We start from the raw sequence: 13,800 nt of genomic DNA on the forward strand, positions 1-13,800 counted from the left end.
GCGACGTGGCCCTTACTATCCGCGCGTCTCCTCGACGGCGGGGGCTTCGTACTTCTGACTGGTGGGGTAGTTGGTCTTCGTGGGATCGAACGTGTCGGTGGCCGGGTCCTGCTTGCGGCCGAGACGGCGCGTGAGGAAGCCGGTGATCGACGGACGACCCTGCTGCTTGTTCCACACGTCGACGCCGACGGCGAACAGCAGCACGAGGCCCTTGATCATCGAGACCACGTCAGCACCGGCGCCGAGCAGCGCGAGGCCGTTGTTCAGGAACGCCATCACCAGACCACCGATGATCGACCCGATCACCGTGCCGATGCCGCCGGAGACGGCCGCGCCGCCGATGAAGACGGAGGCGATCGCGTCGAGCTCCCAGCCGTTGCCGTCCTGCGGGCCCGAGGCGGTCGCCCTCGCGACGTAGATCATGCCGGCGAGCGAGGCCAGGACCGACATGTTCATCATCACGAAGAAGTCCACCCAACGGTCCTTCACGCCCGAGAGGCGCGCGGCCTGGCGGTTGCCGCCGACCGCGTAGATGTGGCGGCCGAAGACGGTGTTGTTCGTGATGAACGAGTAGAGGATCACGAGGGCGAGGAGGATGACGCCCGAGATCGGGAAGCTCGTGCCCTCGCGCCCCGTGGCGAACAGCCAGCCGGCGATGAGGATGACGGCCGAGATGAGGACGACCTTCGTCACGCTCACCCAGATGGGCGCCATGTCGGAGCCCATCTTGCGCTGGATGCGCCGGGTGCGGATCTCCCAGAACACGATCCATGCGACACCGGCGAGCGCCAGCAGCATGGTCGGGATGTTGAACGGCAGGGGCAGGGCGATCTCCGGCAGGTAGCCGGCACCGATGATCTTGAAGCCCTCTGGCACGGGCACGGACTGAGAGTCACCCACCGCCTGGTTCGCACCGCGGAAGAACAGCATGCCGGCCAGCGTCACGATGAACGCCGGCACCCCGACGTAGGCGACCCAGAACCCCTGCCAGGCACCGACGAGCACGCCGACACCGAGACCGAGGAGGATGCCCAGCGGCCAGGGGAGGTTCCAGTCCTGCATGGCCTTCGCCACGACGATGCCCGTGAACGCGGCGACCGATCCGACCGAGAGGTCGATGTGCCCCATGATGATGACCATCACCATGCCGATCGCCAGGATCAGGATGTACGAGTACTGGTTGACGACGTTGATGAGGTTCCCGGAGGACAGCGTCAGTCCGGTGCCCTTGAAGATCCACGTCAGCACCTGGAAGACGACGAGGATGACGACGAGGCTGCCGAGGATGCCGAACTGACGGAGGGTCGACTGCCCTCCCCCGAACATCTTCGTGATGTCCTTGAAGTGGAAGCCGCGCTTCGCGGTGGTCGAGTCGGTGGTCATGCGGTTGCTTTCTGGGTCGCGGAGGTCATGCTGCGCATGAGGTCTTCGGGGGTCGCCTGGTCGGCCGGGATGCAGTCGGTGACCCGGCCTTCGAACACGGTGTAGATGCGGTCGGAGATGCCGAGCAGCTCGGGCAGCTCGCTGGAGATGACGATCACGCCCTTGCCCTGCGCGGCGAGCTCGTTGATGATCGCGTAGATCTCGTACTTGGCGCCGACGTCGATGCCGCGGGTGGGCTCGTCGAGGATCAGCAGGTCGGGGTCGGTGAACATCCACTTCGCCAGGACGACCTTCTGCTGGTTGCCGCCGGACAGCTTGCCGACGCCCTCCTCCACCGACGGCGTCTTGATGCGCAGCGCCTTGCGGTACCGCTCCGACACCGAGAACTCCTCGCGGGAGTCGACGACGCCGTGGTGCGCGATCTTGGAGAGCTTCGCCGCGACGATGGACCGCTTGATGGTGTCGAGGAGGTTGAGGCCCAGCACCTTGCGGTCCTCGCTCACGTAGGCGAGCCCGTGCTTGATGGCGGCGGCGACGTCGGGGAGCTCGATCTCCTGTCCGTCCTTCACGATCGTGCCGGAGAGGAACGTGCCGTAGGAGCGGCCGAAGATGCTCATCGCCAGCTCGGTACGGCCGGCCCCCATGAGCCCGGCGATGCCGACGACCTCGCCACGACGGACGTTGATGCTCGACCCCTTCACGACCATGCGCTCCGGCACGGTCGGATGCTGGACCCACCAGTCCTTGACCTCGAAGAACACCTCGCCGATCTCCGGCGTGCGATCCGGGTAGCGACTCTCCAGCGACCGGCCGACCATGCCGCGGATGATGCGGTCCTCGTTGATCTCGCCGCGGGAGATGTCGAGCGTCTCGACCGTACGGCCATCGCGGATGATCGTGATCTCGTCGGCGATCTGCTCGATCTCGTTGAGCTTGTGACTGATCATGATCGACGCGATGCCCTTGGCCTTGAGCCCGAGGATCAGGTCGAGGAGGTGCTGCGAGTCGTTCTCGTTGAGCGCCGCGGTCGGCTCGTCGAGGATGAGCAGCTTGACGTCCTTGTTCAGCGCCTTGGCGATCTCGATGAGCTGCTGCTTGCCGACGCCGAGCGTCTTGACCGGGACGTCAGGGTCCTCATCCAGCCCCACGCGGGCGAGGAGCTCGATCGTGCGCTCCTTCTGCGCCTGCCAGTCGATGCGCCCGAAGCGGCGGATCTCGTTGCCGAGGAAGATGTTCTCGGTGACCGAGAGCTCCGGGATGAGCGCGAGCTCCTGGTGGATGATGACGATGCCGGCCTGCTCGCTGGCAGCGATGTCCTTGAAGCGCTGCTCCTGGCCGTACAGGAGGATCTCGCCGTCGTAGGTCCCGTAGGGGTACACCCCCGAGAGGACCTTCATCAGCGTCGACTTCCCGGCGCCGTTCTCGCCGCAGATCGCATGGATCTCACCGGCGCGGACGGTGATCGAGACGTCGGCGAGCGCCTTGACTCCCGGGAACTCCTTGGTGATGCGGCGCATCTCCAGGATCGGGCCTGACACGGTCGGCAACGTTGCTGTGGTGCTCACGGATCTTCCTCGCGACGTGCGGTCACCTTCGATGTGACCGTTCACATCGGTATATCGTCGTCTTCCGCGGGAGCGGTGTCAAGTCCGCGGCGTGTTTTCGTGTCGCTACCGTGATGCAGCGGATTCGCGCGCCCGCAGAAGGGTCTGCAGAGGGCCGAACGCGGGGGGCTTCTCACCGCGGATCTCGGCGAGGAGGATGCGCACGGCGCGTCGGCCGAGCTCGGGGAAGTCCTGATGCACCGTGCTGAGCGTCGGCGCCACGTGCGCCGCGACCGGGATGTCGTCGAAGCCGATCACGCTCACGTCGTGCGGCACGCGCAGCCCGGCGTCGCGGAAGCCGTGGAGCAGCCCGATCGCCATGAGGTCGTTCGCCGCGAACACCGCCGTGAAGTCGCGCCGCAGCGAGAGTTCCTTGCCGGCGAAGTAGCCGAAGTCGGCCGTCCAGTCGCCGCGGATCGGTGGGAACGTGGAAAGGTCGGCGTCGCGGAGCGCATCGAGGTACCCGCGCATCCGGGACTCGGCCTCGATCCAGTCCTGCGGGCCGGCGAGATGGAGGATGTCGCTGTGGCCCAGAGCGATCAGGTGCTCCGTGGCCGCCTTCGCCCCCGCCACCTGGTCAGCCGAGAGGCTCACGCCGTCCGATCCCGAGGCCGTCTGCAGGGTCACGAACGGCATCGTGACGTTCATGCCGCGCAGGACATGGAAGACGCGCACCTGCGGCGCGAGCACCACGATGCCGTCGACCTGCTCGCGCTCGAGCTGGCGCACGGCGTTGCCGATCGCCTCCGGCGTGGTCGCGGGGAGATTGAGCGTGGAGACGGAGTACCCCTCCTCCCGCGCCGCGTCTTCGATGCCGGCGATGGACGACGTCGGTCCGAACTCGCCGATCGTCGCGGAGAGGATGCCGAGCATGTTCGACTTGCTCGTCACGAGCGCGCGGGCGGCGAGGTTGGGGCGGTAGTCGAGGACGGCGATCGCGTCGAGGACCTTCGCCTTGGTCTCCGGGCGGATGCTGGGGTGATCGTTGAGCACCCGGGACACCGTCTGGTGGGAGACGCCGGCGAGGCGGGCGACGTCGCGGATGCTGGGCATGCGGGCACGCTCGGAGGAGGTGGACATCCAGCCTCCTCGCGTGTGCACGGTCACATGACTACTTCATTATGTCTGCCGACGATGCCCCGTGCACCTCGACGGGGCACCGGAGTTCGTGGGAGCGCACCGGAAGCACGCCCTGGTTTCGTCCGACGGCACGGGACGCGCCGCGCGGAGGGTGCGAGGGTGGCGGGGTGGACACCCTGGTACGCGGCGGGCGCGTGATCGACCCGATGACCGAGACGGACCGGACCGCCGACCTGCTGATCGCCGACGGGCGGGTGCGGGCCATCGGGCGGGATCTCGCCGCGCCCGTCGGTGCCGACGTGATCGAGGCGGACGGGGCGATCGTCGGTCCCGGCTTCGTCGACCTGCACAGCCACGTGCACTCGATCGCCGGTCAGCGGCTCCAGGCGATGGACGGCGTGACCACCGCACTCGACCTCGAGGCCGGGCTCATGCCGATCGCGGAGGCCTTCGCGCGCGCCGCCGCGGACGGACGCCCCCTGAACTACGGGTTCTCCGCCTCCTGGGCGCAGGCCCGCGCCCTCGCTCACCTCGGCCGCGTGCCCGTCGCCGACTTCACCGCGTCGATGGACCTACTCGGCCTCAGCGAGTGGCAGCGGTCCTCCTCCCCCGTCGAGCGTCGCCGCTGGCTGCGCCTCCTGGAGGACGAGCTGTCCGCCGGAGCTCTCGGCATCGGCGTGCTGATGGGCTACGCCCCGCGATCCGACCCGGACGAGTACCTGGCCCTCGCCCGGATCGCCGCCGCCGCACACGCCCCGACCTTCACCCACGTCCGCGAACTGATCGAGGCCGATCCGCGGACCCCGATCGACGGGTCGGAGGAACTCGTCCGGGCTGCGGCCGAGACCGGCGCCGCCATGCACCACTGCCACGTGAACAGCACCTCGCTCCGCCACGTCGACCGGGTGCTCGCGCTCCTCGACCGCAGTCGGGCCGCCGGCTCCCGGGTGACCGTCGAGGCCTATCCGTACGGCGCGGGGAGCACAGCCATCGGGGCTTTCTTCCTCGCGCCGGAGAAGCTCCCCGGCCTCGGCATCACGCCGCAGTCGCTCCTCCTCGTGGAGACGGGCGAGCGGATCGCCGACGAGACCCGGCTGCGCGAGCTCCGCGCCTCCGATCCCGGCGCCACCTGCATCGTCACCTTCCTCGACGAGGCCGACCCCTTCGACCGCGCCCACCTCCACCGCGCGCTGGCCTACCCGGACGCGATCGTCGCGAGCGACGCCATGCCGGTGTCGTGGACGCAGCCCGACGGCTCCTCCGTGTACGAGCAGCGGGACTGGCCACTCCCGCCCGGTGGGCACACGCATCCGCGCACCGCCGGCACGTTCCTCAAGTCGCTGCGCCTGATGGTGCGGGAAAGCGGGGAGTGGAGCTGGCTGGAGGCCTTCCGCCGCTGCTCCACCCTCCCCGCCCGCGTGCTGGACGAGGTCGCCTCCGGGATGCGACGGAAGGGCCACCTGGGCGTGGGCGCCGACGCCGACCTGGTGATCCTCGACCCGGACGCCGTGACCGATCGCGCCAGCTACGCCGACCCGACCCGCCCATCCCGGGGCGTCCGGCACCTGCTCGTGCACGGCACGGCGGTGGTGCGGGACGGCGACATCGTGCCCGATGCCCTGCCGGGACGTGCCGTGCGCGGCGACGCCTGACGCCTCGAGCGCTGAGCTCTTCGTCCGGCGGCACCAAGGGCGGCGCACATCTCGTCGCCGGGCACCAACGACGAACCGGAACCCGCCAATAGTCTCGGCGCATCGCCGTCCCCCCTCCGTGGCGACGGCCGACTCGACGAAGAGGAGCGCACGTGTCCGAACTGAACGAAATCGGCAGCTGGGTGCGGGAGAACCTGCCCGCGCTGCTCGCCGACGCGCACGTCCCCGCGGCATCCGTCGCGGTCCTGTCCGACGGCGAGGTCGTCACCGCCGCCGCCGGCATCCTGAACCGCAACACCGGAGTCGAAGCCGACGAGGACTCGGTCTTCCAGGTCGGGTCCATCACCAAGACCTGGACGGCGACGCTCATCATGCAGCTCGTCGACGAGGGTCTGCTGGACCTCGATGCGCCGGTGCGCGACGTCGTCCCGGCGTTCGCGATCGCCGACGAGGCGGCGGCGAGCGCCATCACCCCGCGCCAGCTCCTCAGCCACGTGAGCGGATTCGAGGGCGACCTGTTCAACGACACCGGGGTGGGCGACGACGCCGTGGAGAAGTACCTCGCCACGATCACGGATGCCCCGCAGCTGTTCGCACCCGGCGAGCGCTTCTCGTACAACAACGCCGCCTTCGTGGTGCTCGGCCGGATCGTCGAGGTGCTGCGCGGGACGTCCTTCGACCAGGCGTTGCGCACGCATCTGGCGACACCGCTCGGGCTCACCCATCTCGCCACCTCCGCGGCGGAGGCGATCATGTTCCGCGCCGCACTCGGTCATCTCCCGTCCGAGGACGGCGACGAACCTGTCCCGGCACCCGTGTGGAGTCTCGTGCGCTCCAACGCCCCTGCCGGATCGATGCTCGCGATGACGGCGCGCGACCTCGTGACGTACGCCCGGATGCATCTGGACGGCGGCGTCGCCGCGGACGGCACCCGTGTGCTCTCGACGGTGAGCGTGCAGGCCATGCAGGAACGTCAGGTCGAGCTGCCGGACCTCGGGCTGATGGGCGACGCCTGGGGCCTCGGCTGGGAGCTCTTCGACTGGGAAGGCGGGCCCGTCATCGGCCACGACGGCGGCACGATCGGCCAGAACGCATTCCTCCGCATGGTGCCGGGCTCGGGTGTCGCCGTCGCCGTGCTCACCAACGGCGGACACGCCGTCGACGTCTACCACGCGATCACCTCGCGGGTCCTCGCCGCCCTCGCCGGCGTGCGCATGCCGGCGCTGCCCTCCCTCCCGCACTCCCCCGTGGAGGTCGACCTCGACCGGATCCTCGGGACCTATTCGTCCTCGGTGTCCGACTCGACCGTACGCGTCGACGACGACGGTCGCGTGTGGCTCGAGCGCACCATGAAGGGCATCTTCGCGGAGCTGGGTCCGGCCCCCGAACCGGTGGAGCTCGTCGGCTGGGCGGGTGACACCCTCCTCCCCCGCGAGGCGCAGAACGGCATCCGCATGCCGCACGCCTTCGTGGGCGACGACGGCACGGGTCGCGCACTGTACCTGCACACGGGCCGGGCCGACCGCCGGGTGGACGCATGACGACCGCGGCGACGACAGCTCCCGGCATCTCGGAGATCTTCGCCGATGCCGGCGCCGTCGGCTTCCTGCACGCGCGGGAGATCGGCGTCGACGGCGGACCGGAGGTCGCGATCGGCGCCGACGAGCCGGTCGTGCTCGCATCGGTGTTCAAGATCCTCGTGCTGACGGCGTTCGTCCGTGCGGTCGAGGCGGGCGAGCTCGACGGGCGGGAGCGCACCACCGTCACGGCCCGCTACCGCATCGGCGGTGTCGGCACGGCCGGATTCGCCGACGACACCGAGGTGAGCTGGCGCGACCTCGCTCTGAACATGATGTCGATGAGCGACAACGCCGCCACCGACGTCCTCTACCACCGCCTCGGCGCCGCGGCTGTGGACAGGGTGATCACCGATCTCGGCCTGCACCGCACGCACCTCATCGGCTGCTGCGAGGACCTGTTCGCCTCCGTCGTCTCCGGTCTCGGCGGCACCCCGGACAGCGACCTGGACGCTCTGCTGAGCGGTGCGTCGGCGGACCAGGTGCTCGCCCTCGACGCGCTCGATCCGCAGCGGACCACGCGCTCGACCCCCCGCGAGGTCACGATGCTGCTCGACTCCCTGTGGAGCGACCGCGCCGCCCCCGCGGCGGCCTGCCGGCAGGCGCGCGACATCATGGCCAGACAGATCTGGCCGCACCGACTCTCGTCCGCCTTCCCCTCCGGCGTGCAGATCGCAGCGAAGACGGGGACGCTGCCCACCTGGCGCAACGAGGCCGGGGTGGTGACCTACCCGGACGGTCGGCAGTACGCCGTCGCCGTCTTCACCCGCGCGGCCTCGCTCGCCGATCGGCAGCCGCGCGTCGACGCGTCCATCGGCGCCGCCGCGTACGCCGCCGTCGAGCACCTGCGCGCGGCGACACCGAGCCGGAGCCACGACTCCTGAACCGCACCACCCCCTCGCACCACCGATCCGCACGACCCGACCCGCACCGCCCGAACACCGCTGGAGGCTCCTGATGCGTTCCCGTACCCCGCTGCTCGCCCTGCTCGGCGCCACGGCGCTCGCCCTGACATCGTGCGCCGGCGGCGCCGCTCCCGGCGGCGACGCCGGGGAGGGCGTCCTCGCCGACGGCAAGACGTTCACCTCGGTGATCTCGACCGATCCCGGAAGCCTGGATCCGTTCGTGACCGTGATGTCCGTCGCCCGCTCCGTCGACCGCTTCCTTTACGCCCGTCTCGTGGAGGTCCTCGAGGACGGCAGCATCGTGTCGGGTCTCGCCGAGGACTGGGAGTCCGACACCACCACGGCGACCTTCACCCTGCGCGACGGCGTCACCTGCGAGGACGGCACGCCGCTCACCGCGACCGACGTGGCCGCGAACATCACCCACATCGGCGACCCCGCGAACGGCTCTCCCCTCATCGGCCTCCAGGTGCAGCCCGGCACCTCGGCCGTCGGAGACGACGCCGCCGGCACGGTCACCGTCACCAGCGGCCGCCCCGACTCGTTCCTTCTGGAGAACGTGGGCAGCATCTCGATCGTGTGCGGCACCGTGATCGACGACCCGGATGCGCTGGCCAAGGGCGAAGGCGCGACCGGCATGTTCACGATGACGGAGATCGTCCCCAACAGCCAGTACACGCTCACGCGTCGCGACGACTTCACCTGGGGCCCCGGAGACTGGGATCCGGAGCAGAAGGGCCTGCCGGACACCGTGGTCTTCCGGGTGATCCCGAACGAGACGACCGCCGCCAACCTCCTCCTCTCCGGAGAGGTCAACGCGGCCCTGGTGATCGGCCCGGACAGCACGCGCATGGAGGAGGCCGGACTCTTCCACACCGATGTCCAGACGCCCGGCGGCTCCTTCACGTTCAACCAGGCCGACGGCCGACCGACCGCCGACCCGGCCGTCCGCGAGGCGCTCATGCAGGCCGTCGATCTGGAGCAGCTGCGGCAGGTCATCGGCAGCGGCAAGGCCACCGTGCCGACCGGGCTCGTCACGGTCTCGCCCAACCCGTGCCGCGCCGACACCGTCTCCGGGCACCTGCCGGAGACGGACGTCGACGCCGCGGCCGCGGCTCTGGACGAGGCAGGGTGGACCGCCGGCTCCGATGGCGTCCGCGCCAAGGACGGTGAGCCGCTCACGCTGAAGATGATCTACTCCGCGCAGTTGGGCGACGCCGGCAACGCGGCGGCGGAGCTCGCCCAGTCCGCCTGGAAGGACCTCGGAGTCGACATCTCCGTCACCGCGGTCGACTCGCCCACGCTGAGCGAGGTGCTGTTCTCGACGGGCGACTGGGACATCTCCGCCGCCCCGCTGACGGTGTCCCTGCCGAGCATGCTCGTGCCGTTCTACTCCGGGCCCACCCCGCCGAACGGCACGAACTTCGCCGGCATCGACAACCCCGACTACACCGCCGCGGTCACCGCCGCGTCGGAGAAGGCCGGCACCGACGGCTGCGACGACTGGAGCGCGGCCGAGGTCGCCCTCTTCGAGACGACCAGCGTGGTGCCCTATGCGAACATCCTGCGCTCGACCTTCGCCCACAAGGCGGAGTTCACCGAGGGCGACGGCATCGACCCGACGTCGATCCGGATGTTCGAGTAACGGAGGCAGCCGATGGCCAGCACCACCGCCACGCAGGCGATCCTGATCAGATCCGCCCGGTCGGACAACCCGTGGGTGTCCTTCCTGGTCCGGCGCGGAGGGCAGTTCGTCCTCGCGGTGTGGGTGCTGGTCACGGCGGCCTTCCTGATGATCCATCTCGTCCCCGGCGACCCGGTGCGGGCGGCGTTGGGGATGAACGCCCCGGCCGAGCTCGTCGAGTCCCGCCGGGCGGCCCTCGGTCTCGACCAGCCGCTGCTCGTGCAGTACGTCCGTTACATCGGCGGACTGTTCACGGGCGATATGGGCACCTCGATGATCACGAGCCAGCCGGTCTCCGAGCTCATCGCGACCCGGCTCCCCGCCACGCTCCAGCTCGCGCTCCTCGCGGTGGTCCTGGTGCTGCTGATCTCGGTGCCGCTCGGGGTCACGATGGCCGTGGCCACCCGCGGCGGCCGGCGCCGTGGCCTGGAGCTGGGTTTCGCCACGGTCACGGTGATCCTCGCCGCGATCCCCGAGTTCCTGCTCGCGGTCGGCCTCGTCTACGTCTTCGCCGTCTCCCTCGGGTGGTTCCCGGTCGCCGGCAACACCGCACCGTTCGCCCTCGTGCTCCCGGTGCTGGCCCTCGCGATCGGGCCGATCGCCGTGTTCTCCCGCATCATCCGGGTCGAGGTGCTCTCGGTGCTCGGGCAGGACTTCATCCGCACCGCCCGCGCCAAGCGGCTCGCCCCGCGCCGCATCTACTCCCGGCACGCGGTCCCCAACGCCATGACCGCCACCCTCACCCTCACCGGCCTGCTGCTGACGGGCATGGTCGCCGGCACCGTCCTCGTGGAGAACGTCTTCGCCTGGCCGGGGCTCGGCACCATGATCGTGCAGTCCATCCTCACCAAGGACTACTCGGTCGTGCAGGGGATCGTGCTCGTCTACGGCATCGGCGTGCTCCTGGTGAACCTCGTCATCGACGTGGTCCTCGCCCTCCTCGATCCGCGCTCCACCATCAGGGAGGCATGATGGCGCCCACCCGCAACGCCTGGTCGGCGATCGTCCGGTCCCCGCTCGGGGCCACCGCGCTCGTCCTCATGGTCCTCGTCGCGCTCACCGCGATCCTCGGGCCTGTCATCTGGGGCCCGCAGGCCGAGCAGGTCGACCCGACCGCCGTCACCCAGGGCCCCAGCGCCGCCCATCTGCTGGGCACCGACACTCTCGGTCGCGACGTGCTGGCGCGGGTGCTGGTGGCCACCCGCCTCTCCGTGGTCCTCGCCGTCATCGCCGTCCTCATCGGCGTGATCGCGGGATCGCTGCTCGGCATGGCCCCCTCGGTCCTCCCGCGGTGGGCCGGACGCCCGATCGCCGGTTTCGTGAACATCGCCGTCGCCTTCCCCGGGCTCCTGCTCGCGCTCTTCTTCGCCGTGATCTTCGGCGTCGGCACCACCGGATCCGTGCTCGCGATCGGACTGGCCATGGCACCGCAGTTCGCGCGTCTGACCCAGACCCTGTCCGCGGCGATCGCCGGACGTGACTTCATCGCGGCGGCCCAGGTCGCCGGCGTCTCCCGATTCCGCATCCTGTTCCGGCACATCCTGCCGAACATCGGCGAACCGCTCATCGTCAATGCGACCGTGGCCGCGGGGTCCGCGCTGCTCGCGTTCGCCGGTCTGTCCTTCCTCGGGCTCGGCGTGCAGGTACCGGAGTACGACTGGGGCCGCCTGCTCGGCGAGGGCCTGAACCGCATCTACCTCAACCCCGCGGCGGCGCTCGGTCCCGCCGTGGCCGTGATCATCGCCGGACTCGCCTTCAATCTCCTGGGCGAGACCGCCGCCGCGGCGCTGGGCGGACGCTCCGGACGCCGCCGCCACCGGCTTCCCGCCGTCGCGCAGCCCGCCCCGGGCGACGCCGGCACCGTGCCCGCGCAGGTCGACGGCGACGACGTGGTGCTCCTCGTCGACGACCTGCGCGTCTCCTTCCCCACGCCTGCCGGCTGGGTCACGCCCGTCCGCGGGGTGTCCTTCACCGTCGGCCGGGGTGAGGCGATCGGCGTGGTCGGAGAGTCCGGCTCGGGGAAGAGCCTCACGGCGCTCGCTGCGGCTCGGCTCATCGAACAGCCGGGACACGTGTCCGCCGCCCGCCTCGACTTCTGCGGCGTCCCGGTGCTCACCACGTCGGAACGGGCGCTGCGACCGTTGCTGGGGACCTCGCTGGCGATGGTGTTCCAGGATCCGATGACGTCGTTCAACCCGACCCGCCGGATCGGCGCGCAGCTCGCCGAAGCCGCGTCCGAGCACCAGGACATCACCCGCCGGGCCGCCAGGGAGCGCGCGGTCGAGCGCCTGCAGTCCGTACGGGTGCCTGCTGCGGCCCGCCGCGCCCACCAGTACCCGCATGAGTTCTCCGGCGGGATGCGGCAGCGCGCCATGATCGCGATGGGGCTGATGAACCACCCCAAGCTCATCATCGCCGACGAGCCGACGACAGCCCTCGACGTCACCGTGCAGCGGCAGGTGCTGCAGCTGCTCGACCGCGTGCGCCGGGACACCGACGCGGCCATCCTCCTCATCAGCCACGACATCGCCGTCGTCTCCCAGACCTGCGACCGCGTGCTCGTGATGTATGCCGGCCGCATCGTGGAGGACCTCCCCGCCGCCGACCTGCACAGCGCCGCACGGCACCCGTACACGCGTGCGCTGCTGGAGGTCGTCCCCGAGCTCGACACCGACCGGTCCCTGCCGCTGCGGACGATCCCCGGACGCCCACCGGCGCCGGGCGCCTTCCCCGTCGGCTGCGCCTACGCCGACCGCTGCCCGCTCGCGACCGCCGTCTGCCGCGAGAAGGACCCAGCGCTCGTCGCCGACGACGCCGGGCGCCGCGTGGCCTGCTGGCACCCCGTGACGGCGACGCCCGCGCCGGTCCGTGAAGAGGAGGCCGTCCGATGAGCGCACTGCGCTTCGAGCACGTGAGCGTGCGGTACGGATCGCACCGGTCCGGGCTGACGGCCGTGGACGATGCGACGCTGACCGTGCCCTCCGGTTCCGTCGTGGGCCTGGTCGGCGAATCGGGCTCGGGCAAGTCGACCCTCGCGCGCGCCGCCATCGGCCTCGCCCCGATCAGCGAGGGCGCCATCACGCTCGACGGCGCGGACGTGCGCTCCTTCCGTCGCCGTCGCCCCATCCAGATGGTGTTCCAGGACCCGTTCTCCTCGCTCGACCCGCGGATGACCATCGGCGAGTCGATCGCCGAAGCGCTCCCCCGCGACCTGCGCGGGGGCCGAGCCCGCCGCGCCGAGGTCGCCCGCCTGCTCGACCTCGTGAGCCTCGACGCCGACCGGGCCGAGGCCCTCCCCGCCGCCCTCTCCGGCGGGCAGCGGCAGCGGATCGCGCTCGCCAGGGCTCTGGCGGCCCGCCCCGAGGTCGTCATCGCCGACGAGATCACCTCGGCTCTCGACGTCTCCGTGCAGGGCTCCGTGCTCAACCTCGTCCGGGAGCTGCGGGCCGAGCTCGATCTGACGATGCTCTTCATCTCGCACAACCTCTCCGTCGTCCGCTACCTCAGCGACCACATCGCGGTCATGTACCTCGGGCGGATCGTCGAGGTCGGCCCCACCGCGCGGGTGCTCGCAGATCCGCAGCATCCCTACACGCGGGAGCTCCTGCAGGCGGCACCCACCCGCCACGGCGACCTGCTGGCGGTCGACCCGGTCGCTCCGGTCGCCGTGGAACCCGCCGACCCGCACGCGCCGCCCTCCGGCTGCCGCTTCCACCCGCGGTGCCCCATCGGTCCCGTCGCCCGGCCCGACCGGCAGATCTGCGTGCTCTCCGAGCCGATGCGCCCCACCGGACCGGTCGGAGCCGCCTGCCATTTCGCCGGATCTGTGCCGCCGCCCCAAAGCGCGGTCCTGCTTTCGGTCACCGCCACAACACCGCCGGCGACCGCAGCCGACACGCTGAACTGACCATCGGA

The 13,800-nt window shown here is 70.6% G+C and carries 10 protein-coding genes; 7 read left to right on the top strand and 3 right to left on the bottom strand.

Translation table 11 applies throughout. The features are described from left to right. Positions 1-15: 15 nt before the first annotated feature. Genes mmsB through MICNX66_RS11405 form a run of 3 tightly spaced genes read right to left on the bottom strand, consistent with a single transcriptional unit; the run spans position 16 to position 4,067 of the window. Positions 16-1,383, bottom strand: a complete 1,368-nt coding sequence (gene mmsB, locus MICNX66_RS11395) for a multiple monosaccharide ABC transporter permease (protein WP_187661979.1) — start codon at positions 1,381-1,383, stop codon at positions 16-18. Further along, positions 1,380-2,993 (bottom strand): multiple monosaccharide ABC transporter ATP-binding protein, encoded by a 1,614-nt coding sequence (gene mmsA, locus MICNX66_RS11400; RefSeq protein WP_442922885.1) that lies wholly within the window; start codon positions 2,991-2,993, stop codon positions 1,380-1,382. Before mmsA ends, mmsB begins: the two co-directional genes overlap by 4 nt. 60 nt (positions 2,994-3,053) lie before the next feature. Next, the gene (locus MICNX66_RS11405) at positions 3,054-4,067 is read right to left on the bottom strand and encodes a LacI family DNA-binding transcriptional regulator (RefSeq protein ID WP_187661980.1); all 1,014 of its coding nucleotides are present in this window, start codon (positions 4,065-4,067) and stop codon (positions 3,054-3,056) included. A gap of 167 nt (positions 4,068-4,234) precedes the next feature. Here MICNX66_RS11405 and MICNX66_RS11410 point away from each other — a divergent pair, with 167 nt between their 5' ends. The 7 genes from MICNX66_RS11410 (at position 4,235) to MICNX66_RS11440 (ending at position 13,792) form a co-directional block, all read left to right on the top strand. Continuing rightward, positions 4,235-5,719 carry an amidohydrolase family protein gene (locus MICNX66_RS11410; protein ID WP_187661981.1) on the top strand — a complete coding sequence of 495 codons (1,485 nt, stop codon included), beginning with the start codon at positions 4,235-4,237 and terminating at the stop codon, positions 5,717-5,719. A 152-nt stretch (positions 5,720-5,871) separates the two neighbouring features. Beyond that, positions 5,872-7,260, top strand: a complete 1,389-nt coding sequence (locus MICNX66_RS11415; RefSeq protein ID WP_187661982.1) for a serine hydrolase domain-containing protein — start codon at positions 5,872-5,874, stop codon at positions 7,258-7,260. Then, positions 7,257-8,180 carry a serine hydrolase gene (locus MICNX66_RS11420; RefSeq protein ID WP_187661983.1) on the top strand — a complete coding sequence of 308 codons (924 nt, stop codon included), beginning with the start codon at positions 7,257-7,259 and terminating at the stop codon, positions 8,178-8,180. Before MICNX66_RS11415 ends, MICNX66_RS11420 begins: the two co-directional genes overlap by 4 nt. Positions 8,181-8,253: 73 nt before the next feature. Next, positions 8,254-9,846 (top strand): ABC transporter substrate-binding protein, encoded by a 1,593-nt coding sequence (locus MICNX66_RS11425; RefSeq protein WP_187661984.1) that lies wholly within the window; start codon positions 8,254-8,256, stop codon positions 9,844-9,846. A gap of 12 nt (positions 9,847-9,858) precedes the next feature. Continuing rightward, complete coding sequence (locus MICNX66_RS11430) at positions 9,859-10,857, top strand: ABC transporter permease (protein WP_187661985.1); 999 nt, start codon at positions 9,859-9,861, stop codon at positions 10,855-10,857. Next, positions 10,854-12,776: a dipeptide/oligopeptide/nickel ABC transporter permease/ATP-binding protein gene (locus tag MICNX66_RS11435; RefSeq protein WP_197971840.1), complete on the top strand. Its 1,923-nt coding sequence runs from the start codon at positions 10,854-10,856 to the stop codon at positions 12,774-12,776. The genes MICNX66_RS11430 and MICNX66_RS11435 overlap by 4 nt, the downstream gene beginning before the upstream one ends. Beyond that, the gene (locus tag MICNX66_RS11440; protein WP_187661986.1) at positions 12,773-13,792 is read left to right on the top strand and encodes an ABC transporter ATP-binding protein; all 1,020 of its coding nucleotides are present in this window, start codon (positions 12,773-12,775) and stop codon (positions 13,790-13,792) included. The genes MICNX66_RS11435 and MICNX66_RS11440 overlap by 4 nt, the downstream gene beginning before the upstream one ends. Positions 13,793-13,800: the final 8 nt, after the last annotated feature.

The organism is Microbacterium sp. Nx66, from assembly GCF_904066215.1.
GTDB classification, from domain to species: Bacteria; Actinomycetota; Actinomycetes; order Actinomycetales; family Microbacteriaceae; genus Microbacterium; species Microbacterium meiriae.